Genomic DNA, 15,754 nt, shown 5'->3' on the forward strand with positions numbered 1-15,754 from the left:
GTGAAGAACATGCGATCATGGTTCTACTCCTTTACTTTGAATAAATGATTATTTGATAGAAAATAAGTGACTTTTGCAGGTCGTTCCAGATGATAATAAATAAAAATAGAAACGAGTGAAACGAATGAGTCAACAATTATATTATTTCTTTTTGATAATCGCATTCGTACGATTGTATGTATTAAAAATTTCAAGTAAGCATGCGAACCAATTATTACATGAAGGAGCGATTGAGAATGGAAAAACAACTACGAAATGGTTAGCTATATTACATACGCTGTTTTATTTTTCTGCTTTCTTTGAGGGAAGCATTCAAAAAACACAAATTAATTGGGTCAGCTGGATTGGATTTTGTCTCATCCTATTTTCGTTTATCATGCTCTTTTGGGTCATGAAATTATTAGGAAAATATTGGTCAGTGAAATTGATCTTTGAACCAGATCATCAATTGATTGAACATTGGTTGTTCCAACGGGTCAAGCACCCCAATTATTTTTTAAATATTTTACCTGAATTGATTGGAGTCGTGCTTCTTTTTCACGCCTATGTGACACTCATTATTTTTATTCTTCCTTATAGTCTCTGTCTCTATCTACGAATAAAAAAGGAAAATCAATTAGTCGCATCTATTAAACAGAAAGAAATAAAGCAGTCATAATAAACTAGCTAAATAAAAAAAGCCGTAGAATCCAAAAATAGTTGCTCCTATTTTTGAGATTCTACGGCTTATTTTTTGATTGCTATTTGCATTTAAAAGTTGGTTATTCTGTTATCGTCAAAATAATCTTTCCAATATTCTTATTCGCTTCCATATATTCATGTGCTTCTTGGACTTGTGCCAATGTAAAGGTACGATCAATAATTGGTTTGACTCGTTGGTCAGCTAGATAAGGTCCAACTACTTGCATAAATTCTTGAGTCAATTGAGCTTTGTACTGATCACTTCGAGGAGTCAACAAAGTGCCGATCAATTGGATTCGTTTGGTGATCAAGGTAGCTAAATCAATCTCTGGTACAATTGTTCCACCTAACATTCCGATCAATACCCAACGTCCATCAATAGCAATAGAAGCTAAATTTTTCTCCCAATAAGAAGCTCCGATGAAATCTAAGATGACGTCGACACCTTTTCCATTGGTAATTCTTGCTACTTCGGTTGAAAAATCCTGTGTTTTGTAATTGATCTGTTCATCTGCACCAAGTTTTTGACAAAAAGCTAGTTTTTCTGATGAACCAGCAGTGACGATGACGGTTGCCTTAGTAAGTTGTTTTGCTAGTTGGATGGCTGCCGTTCCCACACCGCTCGCTCCAGCGTGGATCAAAACAGTTTCACCTTCTTGTAAATTTCCTAGCCAATAGAGTGTTTGGTAAGCTGTTAGAAAAACTTCTGCAATACCAGCCGCTGCAACATTATCCAATGTATCGGGCAGTAAAATTGCACGGTCAGCTGGCATCACTGCGTACTCGGCATAACCGCCTAAATTGACTAACCCACATACTCTTGTACCTGGTACAAAAGCTGGGTTATCACTTCGGTTTTCAACAACTTCTCCAGCTACTTCTACGCCAAGAATTGGGTAAGGAGTCTGTTGATTCGTTGTTTCTCGCCGCATGATGTCCGTTCGATTGATTGCCGCTGTGTGAACTTTTATGAGTAATTGTCCTTTTTTCGCTATTGGTTTTGGTGCATCGATCTCTTGTAGTACTTCGGCAGAACCGGGATGTTTGATCGTGATGGCTCGCATTTCTTATTCCTCCTCGACTATTTGCTGCAACGCAGTTGAAATTTCCTGCGTTCCTTCAGATAGTACTAGCGTTGTTTTAGTTATAGTTGGTTGTTCCACTAAAGCTGTCAAAACAGCAGCTACCGTTTGACGAGAGACGGTTTTAGCAGTGGCTTCTGTTGGTTTTGCCAGTTGGACTGTAGTGACTTCTTCATTTGTTAATGACACTGGCTGGATGATTACATAATCTAAAGTTGTTTGTTGTTTCAGCCACTCATCAGCATAATGTTTCGTAATGTAGTAATCAATCTTAGAATCTGGCCATTTGCTGCGATCCTCGGCAAAAACAGCACTAATCATAAAGTAGCGAGAAACATGTGCTGATTCGGCCGCTATCATTGTCTTGATCGCACCGTCTAAGTCGATCTGCAATAAGTTTTTCCCTTGCGAACCCGCAACAAAAATAACGAGATCACAACCTTTAAAAGCATCTGCCATTTCTTCAATTGTCCAAGTCAGATCGAAAGAAACATAAGTGACATTATCTTTTTTTACTAAAGATTGTGTTGCAACCTCGCGTACACCTGCTGTCACTTGATGTTTAGTAGTTGCAAGTTCTTTGATTAAATGCCGACCAATTTGGCCATTAGCACCTACAACAAAAATTTTCATTTTAATCATCCTTTCTTATAATAATCACTATCAATCATAACACTAAACAAAAAAAATGCGAGAAAGAGGTTATGAAAGCATCGATAGCTCCGAAGACAATAAGAAAGAATTTTTTAAAATAGCTTCACATATTTTGAAAAATTCAGGCTTATTTCAAGGAGCTGATGCTTGAATACTGATTATAAATAAGGTCGTGAACAGAGCGTTCTGACCTGAGCACTCACCAAGTAGAAACTGCGACGAGTAATCGCAGGAGCAACAAGGAGGAAAATCTCGAAACAGCTTTTCATGTTTTGAGATTTTTCGACTTATTGCCGAAGGTCAGCTCTGAGAACGCCGTGGATAGGATAATAAACAGCATGGGGAACTTAGATGGGACAAATTCAGGCTTGCTCCAAGGAGTAGAAGCTTTCATACTATTGATGATTTTTAAGTAAAAAACATCCATCTACCAATTTCAAAAAAATTGGGATGGATGTTTTGATTCAAAGAAAATCATGTTTGCTATCAGCTAATTGTCTTATTTAGGTTGAGGTGTCGCATGCATCAAACGAAGCAAGACACTACCAACAGCGACTGTAGCAATTCCAGCGATGATCCCTTCTGGAACACCACTCGTAAAGATAACAGCTAAAATAGCAGTATATAACGCATGGATACTTTTTCCGACCACTTGAGCATAATCTTGTTGGAATAAGAAATAGATCATATTCATCACTAGGATCGTATTCACGAAAGAACCAGCTAAGCCTGCTAGAAACAAAGAAACACCTTGAAACTTGTTTTTACTTAGCCGTAGTATTCCTTTATAGACAAAATAGGGAACAACACCAATCAATATCCTTGGAATAAAAGCAATCAATAATGCTTTCAAACTTCCGTGGTCTGTGCCAATCACTGGGATGAATGGGGAGAAGACGAATGACAAAGGCGTTTGAATGACCGTACTACGAATCATACTAATCAAGCCGAATGTCCCTCCTAGAAAGCCACCTAAACGTGGGCCTAAAACGATTGATGCAATGATCACTGGGATGTGCATGGTCGTAGCGTTGATTGGACCAATAGGAATAAACCCAAGCGGTGTGACCGCTAATAAAATCATGATTGCTAAAAACATAGCAGTCAAAGCAAAAGTACGTGTGTTTTTCATAATGACTCCTTTTATATTAAGCGTTTCTTTCATTAATCAGTTGTACCGTTTGATCAATGATTATTTGGGTATCAGCTAAAGCACCTTTGCCAAAATCACCACAAGCCAACAACGATTCTCTTGGCTCGATTTCTTGATAGCCGATTGATTTTAACGTATTTAAATTCCTTTGATTGAGCGGATGTTGATACATATTTGTATTCATTGCAGGAGCAATCAACTTCGGAGTATCTGCAGGGAGTGCCATTGCGACTGTTGAGAGCAGATCATCTGCTAATCCATTTGCTAATTTACCGATAATATTAGCCGTAGCAGGAGCAATCAAGAACAAGTCTGCTTGTTTTGCCAGTTCGATGTGATTAATCACTGAAGGTTCTTTTTCTTGCATGACATCGGTATGAACGGCACGTTTTGATAAGGATTGTAACGTAAGTGGCGTGATGAAGTGAGTGCTGCTTTCTGTCATGATTACGTCTACTTGGTAGCCAAGTTTCACGAGTTGGTTGGTAATATCCGCACTTTTATAAGCAGAGATACTGCCAGTAACCCCCAATAGAATTTTTTTCATAATTGTTTACTCCTTTCATTCCCTGCTAAAATCAAGCTTAACTTTTGTGTTTTAAGAAATAAATCAGAGAATTCTTTTCAGCGTTTCATTGGTTAAAGGAAACTGGTTCTATTATAACCGATGCTAATAATTTAGCAATTTCTTCCTTGGATTGTGCTTCTTTGATTGTTCCGTCTGCCCCTAATAGATAGCCGTGATGGTTTGTTCCGTCGATTTGTGTCAGATCATTCGCGAGGATGTAGTCTACCTGATTCTTCATGATGCTTTTTTTGGCGACTGCTAAAAGTTCTGTTTTTGAAACATCGACTAATAACTTAAAGCCGATGATGGTTGCTTCTGGTTGCCATTTTCTTAGATAGCCGATGATCTTAGGCGTTTTTTTCAAGGCAATTAACAAGTGTTCTGTGTCAGAAGAGATTTTTTCAGCTTTATTAGGATTTATTTCATGGTCTCGGAACCATGAAGAAAGGTGTTCTGGCGTTAGCGGTGTTTGGTCAATGCTCTGTGACAATTGTTCTTCAGATAGGCTAAAAGCAGGAGTGAAATCGCTCACTGCCATACTATGGATGATGGCATCATAAGAGTCACTTGTCAGTAATCTTTCCAAAGTTTCAAATAAATCTTGAGTGGACTCGATTAGATGAAAGCGAATATTGTCCTGTGACGTTGGCTTGACAGCACTGTTTGTCGTGACATAGTCGATCGTTACTGTTGAATCAGTTACCAATGTTTCAGCAATCTTTTTACCTAACTGCCCAGTCGAATGATTTGTGATTGAACGGACTTGATCAATTTTTTCGCTTGTGCCACCAGCCGTAATCAATATCTTCATTTCATTTCACCTACATTAACTAGTGTTCTTCCCTGATGTTGCCCAGCTAACAATCCTTGAATCACTTCGGGCAATTCCTCCAAGGCGATTTCTTTAACGAAAAGATCATCAGCAATAGCAAGATCAGCTAATTGTTGCCATAAGGAGAAACGTTTTTCATGCGGAACATTGACTGAATCGATACCGATCAACTGGATATTGCGCAAAATAAACGGTAATACAGTAGTGGTCAATTGGATTCCTCCAGCATTTCCACATAATGCCGCAGCACCATCATAGGCGATCAAAGGAAGGAGTTGGGTCAATAAGTCCCCACCAACCGTATCAATGACATAATCGATTTGTTGCTTTCCTAAAGGTTTTGTCTTTTCAGGAAGAAATTCATTTGGGGATAGGACTTCATTCGCCCCTAATTTTTTCAGCCATTCCACCGATTCTTTTTTGCGTGAAAGAGCGATGATCGAAGTAAAACCCAATTTTTTTAAAATTGCCACAGCGGTACTGCCTACTCCGCCAGATGCTCCGGTTACAACAATACGGTCACTCGTCTTCATCCCTTTTGTTATGAGGGCGTTCACACATAAAAGTGCAGTAAAGCCAGCAGTTCCTAATACCATTGCCTGACGAAGTGACAAGGTTTTCGGAAGGGGAATCAACCAATCACCAGAAACTTTCTGGTACTGGCTATAGCCTCCAGGTTGAGTGACGCCCAAGCCATAACCAGTTAGGAGAACAGAATCATCTGTTTTGAAACGCTCATCTCGACTTTCGACAACGATTCCTGAAAGATCAATCCCAGGTGTCATAGGGTAAGAGCGGATGACGCCACCAGATTCACTACTAGCTAGTGCATCTTTATAATTAACATCAGAATAAGCAACTTTGACCAACACTTCGTTCGCTGATAAAAGAGGCATTTCCTGGTCAATGATCGAAGTATGAAAATGCGGAACATTATTTACTTGAAACGCTTTAAATTTATTCATGTAAAAACAGAACTCCTCTCAAAATTTTTCTTTTATCATACCATAAATCAATCTATTTTATGGTGATTCGCTGATGATTAGTGACTAAAAAAAGTGAAACTTATTCTTTCAAATAAAAAAGATGTTTTTCGTGAAATTTAAAATAAAAAGGGTTGTTTTTTTAATCAAAATTTGTATACTAGTACGAGTGAGAGTAAACTTGATGTTTACTATTAGAAAACTTTATGGAGGAGGAATGAGATGGAAATAGGTGAGAAGTTAAGAAATTTACGTATCCAGAAAAATTTGACACAAGAAGAATTAGGTGAACGTACGGATTTATCAAAAGGCTATATCTCTCAATTAGAACGTGACTTGAGTTCGCCATCCATGGAAACATTTTTTTCGATTCTTGAAGTATTAGGTGTTTCCCCTGAAGAATTTTTCCATCAAGAAACAGTGAATCTACAAGTTGTTTATTCTAAAGAAGATCATACCGTTTATTTAGATGAAGAAAATGGTTATCAACTTGAATGGTTGGTCTCTGATTCGAATGAAAAAGAAATGGAACCTGTTTTACTGACATTCAACGAAGCAGGAGAGTATAAATTATTTGAACCTTCTTTATCAGAAACGTTTATTTTTGTGTTAGAGGGGGAATTAGAGTTAAGCTTAGGTGAAGAGCGATATATTGCCAAAGCAGGTCAATCGATCTATTACCAAGCAACAAAGCACCACCAATTGAAGAATCATCAATCAAAACGTACGAGGGCATTGATTGTTGCTACTGAATCGTACTTGTAATTTTAGGGGGTTAAAAAGTGGGAAAACCAATTATTTCATTTGATCAGGTGGTCAAACGCTATGATGATGAAACGATTTTGAAAAAAGTGAGTTTTGAGATCGAACAAGGGAAATTTTATACCTTATTAGGTCCTTCGGGTTGTGGAAAAACAACGATTTTACGAATTATTGCTGGTTTCACAGATGCTACTGAAGGCGAAATGTATTTTGAGGGAAAACGATTAAATGATGTGCCAGCTAATAAACGGCAAGTAAATACGGTTTTCCAAGATTACGCCTTATTTCCTCATATGAATGTATTCGACAATGTCGCTTTTGGATTGAAAATCAAAAAAATGAATAAAGTCGATATTGAGAAAAAAGTCAAAGATGCACTTCGCATGGTGCAACTTCCTGGGTACGAAAATCGAGAAATTAGCGAAATGTCTGGTGGACAAAGACAACGTGTGGCTATCGCGCGGGCTATCGTTAATGAACCTAAAGTATTGTTGTTAGATGAACCTCTATCTGCGCTGGATCTAAAGCTGCGAACGGATATGCAGTATGAATTAAGAGAGCTGCAACAACGTTTGGGAATTACATTTATTTTTGTGACACATGACCAAGAAGAAGCTTTAGCAATGAGCGATGAAATCTTTGTGATGAATAAGGGGAAAATCGTGCAGAGTGGAACACCTGTCGATATCTACGATGAACCGATCAATCATTTTGTGGCTGATTTTGTGGGTGAAAGCAATATCGTTGATGGTGTGATGATCGACGATAATCTTGTAGAGTTTGTTGGCAAACGATTTGAATGTGTTGATGGTGGAATGCGTCCCAATGAACCAGTTGAAGTCGTCTTGCGCCCTGAAGATTTAACGATTACTACCCCTGATAAGGGAAAACTGGTTGTGACTGTTGATACGCAGCTGTTTCGTGGGGTCCACTATGAAATTGTCTGTTACGATGAGCAACAAAATGAATGGACGGTTCATTCAACGAAAAAAGCAAAAGAGGGTAGCAAAGTTGGTCTAGCCTTTGATCCAGAAGATATCCATGTCATGCGTTTTAATGAATCAGAAGAAGAATTTGATGCACGACTTGATAGTTATGAAGAGTAAGGAGGAATAGTCAATGAAAGCAATGCGTAGAATCTACTCTGTTCCTTATGTACTCTGGCTTGGTCTATTCGTGATCGCACCAGTTTTGATGATCATTTACCAATCTTTTTTTGATATGAATGGACACTTTACTTTAAATAATTATGCTACTTTTTTGACGTCTAGAACGAATCTTTTCATGGCGTTAAATTCTGTTTGGTATGCCTTTTTGATCACCTTTTTTACATTAATCATCAGCTATCCGACTGCTTATTTTTTAACTAAATTAAAACATAAACAGTTGTGGTTGATGCTGATCATCTTACCAACATGGGTGAATTTATTACTAAAAGCTTATGCGTTTATTGGTATTTTTAGTATCCATGGAAGTGTGAATCAATTTTTTGAATTTTTAGGGATTGCTCCAAGACAAATTTTGTTTACCGATTTTAGTTTTTTATTTGTGGCAACTTATATCGAGATTCCATTTATGATTATGCCGATATTCAATGCATTGGAAGAAATGAATCCGTCATTAATCAGTGCTAGCCGTGATCTAGGAGCTAATAATTTTGAAACATTTCGCCGAGTGGTATTCCCATTGTCATTGAATGGTGTAAAAAGTGGGATTCAAGCAGTGTTTATTCCTTCACTGTCATTGTTCATGTTGACACGACTGATTGGTGGAAATCGTGTGATCACTTTAGGAACAGCAATTGAACAACATTTTCTCGTGACTCAAAATTGGGGGATGGGTTCGACGATCGGAGTTATTTTGATTATTGCAATGTTTATTGTGATGTTGCTGACAGGTGAGAAGAAGAAGGGAGGCCGCGCATGATGAAAAAATTTAAGTGGTCTTACCTTTACCTCTTTATTGTTTTTCTACTATTATATTTGCCTATCTTTTATTTGATTTTCTACTCCTTTAATGACGGTGGTACCATGAACAACTTTACCGGTTTTACTTGGGACCATTATCAGGCAGTTTTTGAAGATACACGATTGATCATTATTGTATTGAACACCTTTATGTTAGCCTTTTTATCGGCACTGATCGCAACGATTATCGGAACGTTTGGGGCAATGGGGATTTACTATACTAAAAAACGTCAAGCAAGAACGACATTACTAAGTATGAATAATATTTTATTAGTTTCACCAGATGTAATTATTGGTGCCAGTTTCTTGATTTTCTTTACTTTTTTAGGCTTTGGATTAGGTTTCCAAAGTGTTTTGCTTTCTCATATTGCTTTTAGTATCCCAATCGTTGTATTGATGGTATTACCTAAATTACAAGAAATGAATGATTCGATGGTTGATGCCGCTAGAGACCTTGGTGCAAATAATTTTCAAGTCGTAAAAAATATCATTTTACCTTTCTTGTCTCCTGGCATCATTGCAGGCTACTTTATGGCATTTACTTATTCATTAGACGATTTTGCGGTGACCTTTTTCGTGACAGGGAATGGATTCACTACGTTGTCAGTAGAAATCTATTCTCGTGCTCGTCAAGGAATCAGTTTAGAAATCAATGCGTTAAGTGCATTAGTGTTCCTATTTTCGATGGTTTTAGTGATCGGTTATTATTTTATTAGTAAAGAAAATCGTTCCAAAAAACTGAGAAAAAATCGCCGAGGACGTGAGGAGGTCGCACGCTTACGATGAAAAAATTACAATCACTGTTTGTGGGTATCGTTGTGATCATCTTGATCTTGCTCTTTGGTGTACGGCAATTAGAACAAGCAAGTGGAATGAGTGGAGCAAAAATCGTTACGATCTATAATTGGGGCGATTACGTTGATCCTAGCTTGATCACAAAATTTGAAAAAGAATATGGGTATAAGGTCAATTATGAAACGTTTGATTCCAACGAAGCCATGTTTACTAAGATCCAACAAGGTGGCACAAATTATGATATAGCCATTCCTAGTGAATACATGATCCAAAAGATGATCAAAGAAAAATTAGTGCTTCCTTTAGACCATTCCAAGATCAAAGGATTAGCGAACATTGATGAGCGCTTTTTGGATTTAGACTTTGATCCCCAAAATACCTATTCGATTCCATATTTTTGGGGAACCTTGGGGATCGTATATAATGATAAAGTTTTCAATAAAGAGGAAATCCAGCACTGGAATGATCTTTGGAAACCGAAATTAAGAGATAGTTTGATGTTGATCGATGGTGCCAGAGAAGTGATGGGGCTATCGTTGAACAGTTTGGGCTATTCACTGAACAGCAAAGAGATGGATCAATTGAATGCAGCTGCAGATAAACTGAACAAACTAACCCCTAATGTCAAAGCGATCGTAGCGGATGAAATCAAAATGTATATGATCAATGAAGAAGCATCCGTCGCAGTAACTTTTTCTGGAGAAGCAGCAGATATGATGTCTGAAAATGAACATCTTCATTATGTGATCCCTTCAGAAGGTTCGAATTTATGGTTTGATAATATTGTGATGCCGAAAACAGCCAAGAACAAAGAAGGTGCGTATGATTTCATCAACTTTATGTTGAAACCAGAAAATGCTGCCCAAAATGCTGAATACATTGGCTACTCAACACCTAACAAAAAAGCGAAAGCTCTTTTACCAAAAGAAATTTCCCAAGATGAACAATTCTATCCCTCTGATGAAACCATCTCTCATCTAGAAGTTTATGAAGACCTTGGACCTAAATTTTTAGGAATCTATAACGACTTGTTCTTAGAGTTCAAGATGTATCGGAAAAGCTGGTAAGACTCAATAAAATTGGGGGAAAATCAAGCTTAAAATAGCCAATTTCACGTACTTTCTGATACTCAGTTTTCCAATTTTCTACCAAAAGCGTCTTTTTAGGCGCTTTTTTTGTGTTATTTTATCTTTTCTACCAGATGAAATAGACGAAATAGTGATGCAACAAGTATGATATGTTTTTGATAGGCATTGGTTGGATTAGTCTAATTCCTGTAAGGTAACTTACAAATAAAAGCCTATTTTTCAGTCGCCTTTTGGTGGCTATTTTTTATAGTTGTTATAATGAATGCGAATAGAAATAGGTTGTTTTATCAACTATAATTATATTGTGATGTATGAGACATTTTATTGTATTTGTATTCTATCCTTTACATAAATCATCTAACAAAGAAGGTATAGTTATGTACTCTGTAGAATTAAGCCAGCAATTTTCCGATGTATTTTCTGAGAATCAATCAAAAAAATACCAAGAAATAATCGTATATAAAGTGAATGAGTATTTGACACATAATTTTTATCGCATCAAACCTGTCCATTCATCTGCAAAATACTCTATTTATGAAATGAAAATCCATTTAGGAAAGGAAGATTTTCGAATTGCTTTTAGAATAGATGGCAAAAAGGTGCAAGTTTTTTATATTAGTCGAACGTTGAAAAAATTTTTATTTGATAAGGAAGTAAATAAGTTGGTTAATCGATTCAACAAAAATCAATGGCTAGTCGATGAAGAAAGTAGAAGTGCCGTAAAATGAACATGATTTATAAAAAGCAATTAAAACAATATTTGAAAAAAACATTTAAGTCAAAGAACTGTTTCGCTTTAAAAATTCTTACATTCAAAAAAGATCGCTATGTATTTATTTGTTATGACCAAGAACGATACACGATAGTTGAAGATGGATTCGAAAAGAACAGGTACCATTTTGGCTCTTCAGATGAAGCAATGAAAAAAGTAATGAAAATAGCAGATATTGAATTTAAAAATAGCTATAGACTTTATATACAAACTAAACTTAAACAATGACTCTCATTTGTTTTATCTTCTTGAAAGGAATGCTTTATTATAAATAAAAAACGACTCAAAATGAGTCGTATAAATCAATTATTGTAATAAATCATTAATTTCTTTAAATTCTTTATCAAGTTCTTTTTCATCATATTTCTCATATTTACCAGCTTCATGAAGGATTTTTTTAATTTCATGAATCGCTTTTCGTTCAACTAACCATTTTTTTAGGTTATGTTTTTTTTCTGGATTTTCAGATAACATATCAAGTTCGTCTAATTCTTTATCCAGTTTATTAACCGTAGCAATAATTTTGTCTAAAGCTTTTTCTTCTTTATGTTCTAAATTTGACATTTATCTTCACGTCCTTTTTATTTGATAATTCAAGTATAAAATGTCAATATATTTTTTTCAAATAAAACTCTTTAGATATGTTTTATTGCATAAGTAAGTAGAACTAGTTCCCTCTATCACACTATACGATAAATCAATTTAGTTAAAAATATCCTCTTTGACTATCGTACTACTGTGATCAGTTAGGGTTTGCTAGTAAGCTATTTACTCAAAAATGCCTTGATATCAGAATTTTTGGTGTTTATATGAATTGATAGAAGTCAATTTTAATCTTTAATCAAGATGCTAGAAATTAACATTGAACAGAAGAATAGAGTCATGCTATAATAATCGTGCAAAAAGGAACTGCGTCAACAGTTCCCTTTTGACAGCACCGCTAAAGACGGTGGCAATTAAACTAAATATTTCAAAAAGAAATAGCCAGTCTTCTCGCTAAAGTGACGGCTATTTCTTTTTGTCATGTTTAAGCATAGATACAACCAAGCCAATCAAAGAAATGGTAAACATACCAAATCCAAGAATGGTTTGAATTGTCTCGTATGCGGACAAAAAGGCATCTCCTTTCTCTAAAGTGTGAGATTATGTGCATAAGCACCACCTCGCTTTCAGAATGGAAAGCCACCGTCATTAAACTTTACTGTCATAAAGGATCGTAGCATATAGACTTAGGGATCATTGCTTTTAAAAAAACAATCGTTCTTTTGTTTTTTATTGAATAGAAGAATAGAGGTATGCTATAATAAATACGAAAAAAGGAACTGCGTCAACAGTTCCCTTTTGACAGCACCGCTAAAGACGGTGGCGAATTCAATGGTATTTCAAAAAGAAATAGCCAGTCGTCTCGCTAAAGTGACGGCTATTTCTTTTTGTCATGTTTAAGCATAGATACAACCAAGCCAATCAAAGAAATGGTAAACATACCAAACCCAAGAATGGTTTGAATTGTCTCATATGCGGACAAAAAGGCATCTCCTTTCTCTAAAGTGTGGGATTATGTGCATAAGCACCACCTCGCTTTCAGAATGGAAAGCCACCGTCATTAAACTTTACTGTCATAAAGGATTATAGCATATAGACTTAGTTATTTTCTTGAAAATAAAAAAATAGAAGGGATAATGCGTATTGAAAAAAACAAACCAACTCACTTATCAAGTGTTAGTCAATTTTAGATTTTTTTGGCTAACTATTTTTTTAACTATTTAATTAGTTTAGTTGTTGACAAACAAAATAAATAGTTTATCATTTATTTTGTTGATATCGATATAAACTAAGTAAATATTTTGGAGGTCATCTTATGAATAATCATGAAATTTTAGAAAATCTGTTAGAGATTGCGCATCAACCGTTTTTGATTTTTGCTTATCAAGTGGAAGAAAAGACAGACAATGCTTTTGAAACATTAAAAATTTTAGTGGCTGAGGACGATGTGACGGCAGGACGATTAGCTGAAGTGCTAGATATTAAACCGTCTAGTGTGACACAAATCATCAAAAAATTAGAAGAGGCTGGGACGGTCATGCGGGAAAAATCAGCAACGGATTCCCGAGTGACTTTGGTCAAGATTACTGATAAAGGTCGAGAAAGTCTGCAAGAGCGTGGTTCAATCAGTACAACATTAAAAGATGTCTTATTTAAAGGTTTTGCAGAAGAAGAGTTAGAACAATTGAATACCTACCTTGAACGAATGAATGAAAATATCAATCGTCCTGAATTTCAAGAAAAATTAGCTGAAGTTTTCGGCGATGATCAACGTTGGGAACGATTCAATAAGATGAGTGCGCATTTTGGCAGAGCACGTGAACAGATGATGGATCGCAGTGGGTTCGGTGGTTTTGGTCGAGGTGGCTTTGATCGAGATGCCTTCGATGGACGATTTGATAGACATTACGGTGGCTTTGAAGGATGGAAGAAAGGGCGTAGAAAATAATGGCACAAGGTGGAGGCGGAAGACCCGTTAGTATCTCGATGAAACAAACGAACACAAGATTTTCTTTGAAAGAATTTCTTGGTTTAATCAAACAAACAAAACCGCGCTATCCCTTACTGGCGATGGGCATGATCTTATTAGCAGGTTCATCAGCTGTGCAAGTTTATGTTCCTAAATTGGCGGCTAATTTAGTTAATCATTTTCAAGAGGGGATCGATTATGCTTTATTAGGAAGAGTCGTGGGGATGTTCATTTTTTCAGCTGTAATTTCAGCGATTGGTGGGACGGTTTTAGGAATTTTTGGCGAAAACGTCATTCAAAATATGCGAAAACGTTTATGGAATAAATTAACGATACTGAAAGTCACCTATTTTGATTCGGTGAAGGCGGGTGAGATGTCCAGCCGAGTAACGAATGATACGACCCAGGTAAAACAACTGTTGGCTGTGACGTTTCCACAAACGATTGCGAGCATCATTACCGTGATTGGGACTGTTTATATGATGATCCGAATGGACTGGCATATGTCGCTAGCCATGGTTATTGCTGTTCCCGTCGTTATCCTATTGATGATTCCTGTGATGACATTTGGTTCAAAGATCAGTCATATCCGTCAAGATGCTATGAGTCATTTCAATGGAATCGCAACAGAAACGTTGTCAGAAATTCGTTTAGTAAAAACGTCGAATGCCGAACAACAAGCACAAGAGCGGGCAGCAAATGAAGTCGATCGTTTGTTTCGCGTTGGTAAAAAAGAAGCAGTCTTTGATGCTGCAATGCAACCAATCATGATGATGGTTTTTATGAGTATGGTCTTTGGTTTGTTAGCTTATGGAATGCATCGTATTGCGATTGGTGCGATGACGATCGGGGTATTGATGAGTTTTCTCATGTATCTCTTCAATCTGATCGGCGCGATGCCAACGATTGCCACGTTGTTTTCTGAAATGGCAAAAGCTGCTGGTTCGACACGCCGTGTACAAGAATTATTGAATGAAGTACCTGAAGACTTTGAATCTGGTGAAGAAGTGGATTTATCGAACAAAACATTGTGTGTTTCTAACGTGGACTTTGCTTATAGTGATGCACCTGAGGAACCGATTTTAACGAATGTGTCTTTTGAAGCTAAACCTAACGAGATCATTGCTTTTGCGGGTCCTTCTGGTGGAGGGAAATCGACTACATTCAGTTTATTAGAACGTTTTTATGAGCCAACAGCAGGTACGATCAAATTTGGCACAACGGAGATCCAAAAGATCAAGTTGTCCAATTATCGTAGTCAAATTGGCTATGTTTCCCAAGATTCTGCTATTATGGCAGGAACGATCCGTTATAATTTAACTTATGGATTAGCGGATACTTACACAGATGAGCAGCTTTGGGAAGTGTTAGAATTAGCCTATGCACGTCAATTTGTGGAAGAGATGCCCAATGGTTTAGATACAGAAGTGGGCGAGCGTGGTACGAAAATTTCTGGAGGCCAACGGCAACGACTGGCAATCGCTCGAGCGTTCTTAAGAGATCCAAAGGTCTTGATGTTGGATGAAGCAACAGCAAGTCTTGATTCTGAATCAGAAGCAAAAGTCCAACAAGCCTTGACAAATCTGATGAAAGGTCGGACAACATTAGTGATCGCACATCGTCTATCAACGATCGTGGATGCTGATAAAATCTACTTTATCGAAAAAGGAAAAGTAACCGGTTCAGGAAAACACTCTGAGCTTGTTCAAAAACACAAAACCTATGCCAAATACGTAGACGAACAATTTAAAGTTGATACATTGCAAATTGCCTAAGTGTTAAAAAGCTGAATCCTTTTATCTTACTGAAAGAATGCGAAGAATCTAAGAGAAAGAAGAAATACTTTTTTCTGTTCTTTTTATTTGGTTAAACAATTTTCCGCGAAATAGATAATCAGGTTTAGAA

General features: G+C 36.8%; 19 protein-coding genes. 10 read left to right on the plus strand and 9 right to left on the minus strand.

Features of this window, described 5'->3' with window-relative positions; genetic code table 11:
- The first annotated feature begins 124 nt into the window (after window positions 1-124).
- Window positions 125-658 carry an isoprenylcysteine carboxyl methyltransferase family protein gene (locus tag AB5M32_RS00820; protein ID WP_178286652.1) on the plus strand — a complete coding sequence of 178 codons (534 nt, stop codon included), beginning with the start codon at window positions 125-127 and terminating at the stop codon, window positions 656-658.
- Between the two features lie 103 nt (window positions 659-761).
- Here the strand turns inward: AB5M32_RS00820 and AB5M32_RS00825 are convergent, their stop codons facing one another.
- The 6 genes from AB5M32_RS00825 to AB5M32_RS00850 all read right to left on the minus strand — a co-directional run bounded on the left by AB5M32_RS00825 (window position 762) and on the right by AB5M32_RS00850 (window position 5,935).
- The gene (locus tag AB5M32_RS00825) at window positions 762-1,745 is read right to left on the minus strand and encodes an NAD(P)H-quinone oxidoreductase (protein WP_096709321.1); all 984 of its coding nucleotides are present in this window, start codon (window positions 1,743-1,745) and stop codon (window positions 762-764) included.
- Window positions 1,746-1,748: 3 nt separating this feature from the next.
- A complete protein-coding gene (locus AB5M32_RS00830; RefSeq protein ID WP_368024235.1) occupies window positions 1,749-2,396 on the minus strand; it encodes an SDR family oxidoreductase in 648 nt (215 codons plus the stop codon).
- Between the two features lie 520 nt (window positions 2,397-2,916).
- Entirely contained in the window at window positions 2,917-3,549 is a 633-nt protein-coding gene (locus tag AB5M32_RS00835) for an ECF transporter S component (RefSeq protein WP_010719848.1), read from the minus strand.
- A gap of 16 nt (window positions 3,550-3,565) precedes the next feature.
- Window positions 3,566-4,117 carry a phosphopantothenoylcysteine decarboxylase gene (coaC, locus tag AB5M32_RS00840; protein WP_010719847.1) on the minus strand — a complete coding sequence of 184 codons (552 nt, stop codon included), beginning with the start codon at window positions 4,115-4,117 and terminating at the stop codon, window positions 3,566-3,568.
- 85 nt (window positions 4,118-4,202) lie between these two features.
- A complete protein-coding gene (locus AB5M32_RS00845) occupies window positions 4,203-4,949 on the minus strand; it encodes a phosphopantothenate--cysteine ligase (protein ID WP_178286648.1) in 747 nt (248 codons plus the stop codon).
- Window positions 4,946-5,935, minus strand: a complete 990-nt coding sequence (locus AB5M32_RS00850; protein WP_178286646.1) for an acryloyl-CoA reductase — start codon at window positions 5,933-5,935, stop codon at window positions 4,946-4,948. The genes AB5M32_RS00845 and AB5M32_RS00850 overlap by 4 nt, the downstream gene beginning before the upstream one ends.
- A 240-nt stretch (window positions 5,936-6,175) precedes the next feature.
- On the opposite strand from AB5M32_RS00850, the gene AB5M32_RS00855 reads away from it, so the two are divergent.
- The 7 genes from AB5M32_RS00855 to AB5M32_RS00885 all read left to right on the plus strand — a co-directional run bounded on the left by AB5M32_RS00855 (window position 6,176) and on the right by AB5M32_RS00885 (window position 11,565).
- Entirely contained in the window at window positions 6,176-6,718 is a 543-nt protein-coding gene (locus AB5M32_RS00855) for a helix-turn-helix domain-containing protein (RefSeq protein ID WP_010719844.1), read from the plus strand.
- Window positions 6,719-6,735: 17 nt separating this feature from the next.
- The gene (locus tag AB5M32_RS00860) at window positions 6,736-7,821 is read left to right on the plus strand and encodes an ABC transporter ATP-binding protein (protein WP_010719843.1); all 1,086 of its coding nucleotides are present in this window, start codon (window positions 6,736-6,738) and stop codon (window positions 7,819-7,821) included.
- Window positions 7,822-7,834: 13 nt separating this feature from the next.
- Entirely contained in the window at window positions 7,835-8,641 is an 807-nt protein-coding gene (locus AB5M32_RS00865) for an ABC transporter permease (RefSeq protein WP_010719842.1), read from the plus strand.
- Window positions 8,641-9,468: an ABC transporter permease gene (locus AB5M32_RS00870; protein ID WP_010719841.1), complete on the plus strand. Its 828-nt coding sequence runs from the start codon at window positions 8,641-8,643 to the stop codon at window positions 9,466-9,468. Before AB5M32_RS00865 ends, AB5M32_RS00870 begins: the two co-directional genes overlap by 1 nt.
- A complete protein-coding gene (locus AB5M32_RS00875; RefSeq protein ID WP_010719840.1) occupies window positions 9,465-10,544 on the plus strand; it encodes a PotD/PotF family extracellular solute-binding protein in 1,080 nt (359 codons plus the stop codon). Before AB5M32_RS00870 ends, AB5M32_RS00875 begins: the two co-directional genes overlap by 4 nt.
- A 398-nt stretch (window positions 10,545-10,942) precedes the next feature.
- Window positions 10,943-11,293, plus strand: coding sequence for a hypothetical protein (locus tag AB5M32_RS00880; RefSeq protein WP_178286644.1), 351 nt, complete (start codon window positions 10,943-10,945; stop codon window positions 11,291-11,293).
- Entirely contained in the window at window positions 11,290-11,565 is a 276-nt protein-coding gene (locus AB5M32_RS00885) for a hypothetical protein (RefSeq protein WP_053766137.1), read from the plus strand. The genes AB5M32_RS00880 and AB5M32_RS00885 overlap by 4 nt, the downstream gene beginning before the upstream one ends.
- Before the next feature lie 78 nt (window positions 11,566-11,643).
- Here the strand turns inward: AB5M32_RS00885 and AB5M32_RS00890 are convergent, their stop codons facing one another.
- From AB5M32_RS00890 to AB5M32_RS00900, 3 genes are all read right to left on the minus strand, one after another.
- Window positions 11,644-11,901: a hypothetical protein gene (locus AB5M32_RS00890; RefSeq protein WP_178286642.1), complete on the minus strand. Its 258-nt coding sequence runs from the start codon at window positions 11,899-11,901 to the stop codon at window positions 11,644-11,646.
- Window positions 11,902-12,345: 444 nt separating this feature from the next.
- The gene (locus AB5M32_RS00895) at window positions 12,346-12,450 is read right to left on the minus strand and encodes a putative holin-like toxin (RefSeq protein ID WP_014834224.1); all 105 of its coding nucleotides are present in this window, start codon (window positions 12,448-12,450) and stop codon (window positions 12,346-12,348) included.
- A gap of 307 nt (window positions 12,451-12,757) precedes the next feature.
- Window positions 12,758-12,862, minus strand: coding sequence for a putative holin-like toxin (locus AB5M32_RS00900; RefSeq protein WP_014834224.1), 105 nt, complete (start codon window positions 12,860-12,862; stop codon window positions 12,758-12,760).
- A gap of 333 nt (window positions 12,863-13,195) precedes the next feature.
- Here AB5M32_RS00900 and AB5M32_RS00905 point away from each other — a divergent pair, with 333 nt between their 5' ends.
- Both AB5M32_RS00905 and AB5M32_RS00910 read left to right on the plus strand, forming a co-directional pair.
- Entirely contained in the window at window positions 13,196-13,828 is a 633-nt protein-coding gene (locus AB5M32_RS00905; RefSeq protein WP_368024236.1) for a MarR family winged helix-turn-helix transcriptional regulator, read from the plus strand.
- Window positions 13,828-15,624: an ABC transporter ATP-binding protein gene (locus AB5M32_RS00910; protein ID WP_368024237.1), complete on the plus strand. Its 1,797-nt coding sequence runs from the start codon at window positions 13,828-13,830 to the stop codon at window positions 15,622-15,624. Before AB5M32_RS00905 ends, AB5M32_RS00910 begins: the two co-directional genes overlap by 1 nt.
- Window positions 15,625-15,754 lie beyond the last annotated feature (130 nt).

It is taken from the genome of Enterococcus sp. C57, assembly GCF_040887305.1.
Taxonomy (GTDB): Bacteria; Bacillota; Bacilli; order Lactobacillales; family Enterococcaceae; genus Enterococcus_B; species Enterococcus_B hirae.

Bases quoted from the DNA above. Each gene is read 5' to 3' on its own strand.
- AB5M32_RS00820 (WP_178286652.1), top strand. From the start codon at position 125: ATGAGTCAACAATTATATTATTTCTTTTTGATAATCGCATTCGTACGA.
- AB5M32_RS00825 (WP_096709321.1), bottom strand. From the start codon at position 1,745: ATGCGAGCCATCACGATCAAACATCCCGGTTCTGCCGAAGTACTACAA.
- AB5M32_RS00830 (WP_368024235.1), bottom strand. From the start codon at position 2,396: ATGAAAATTTTTGTTGTAGGTGCTAATGGCCAAATTGGTCGGCATTTA.
- AB5M32_RS00835 (WP_010719848.1), bottom strand. From the start codon at position 3,549: ATGAAAAACACACGTACTTTTGCTTTGACTGCTATGTTTTTAGCAATC.
- coaC (WP_010719847.1), bottom strand. From the start codon at position 4,117: ATGAAAAAAATTCTATTGGGGGTTACTGGCAGTATCTCTGCTTATAAA.
- AB5M32_RS00845 (WP_178286648.1), bottom strand. From the start codon at position 4,949: ATGAAGATATTGATTACGGCTGGTGGCACAAGCGAAAAAATTGATCAA.
- AB5M32_RS00850 (WP_178286646.1), bottom strand. From the start codon at position 5,935: ATGAATAAATTTAAAGCGTTTCAAGTAAATAATGTTCCGCATTTTCAT.
- AB5M32_RS00855 (WP_010719844.1), top strand. From the start codon at position 6,176: ATGGAAATAGGTGAGAAGTTAAGAAATTTACGTATCCAGAAAAATTTG.
- AB5M32_RS00865 (WP_010719842.1), top strand. From the start codon at position 7,835: ATGAAAGCAATGCGTAGAATCTACTCTGTTCCTTATGTACTCTGGCTT.
- AB5M32_RS00870 (WP_010719841.1), top strand. From the start codon at position 8,641: ATGAAAAAATTTAAGTGGTCTTACCTTTACCTCTTTATTGTTTTTCTA.
- AB5M32_RS00875 (WP_010719840.1), top strand. From the start codon at position 9,465: ATGAAAAAATTACAATCACTGTTTGTGGGTATCGTTGTGATCATCTTG.
- AB5M32_RS00880 (WP_178286644.1), top strand. From the start codon at position 10,943: ATGTACTCTGTAGAATTAAGCCAGCAATTTTCCGATGTATTTTCTGAG.
- AB5M32_RS00885 (WP_053766137.1), top strand. From the start codon at position 11,290: ATGAACATGATTTATAAAAAGCAATTAAAACAATATTTGAAAAAAACA.
- AB5M32_RS00890 (WP_178286642.1), bottom strand. From the start codon at position 11,901: ATGTCAAATTTAGAACATAAAGAAGAAAAAGCTTTAGACAAAATTATT.
- AB5M32_RS00905 (WP_368024236.1), top strand. From the start codon at position 13,196: ATGAATAATCATGAAATTTTAGAAAATCTGTTAGAGATTGCGCATCAA.
- AB5M32_RS00910 (WP_368024237.1), top strand. From the start codon at position 13,828: ATGGCACAAGGTGGAGGCGGAAGACCCGTTAGTATCTCGATGAAACAA.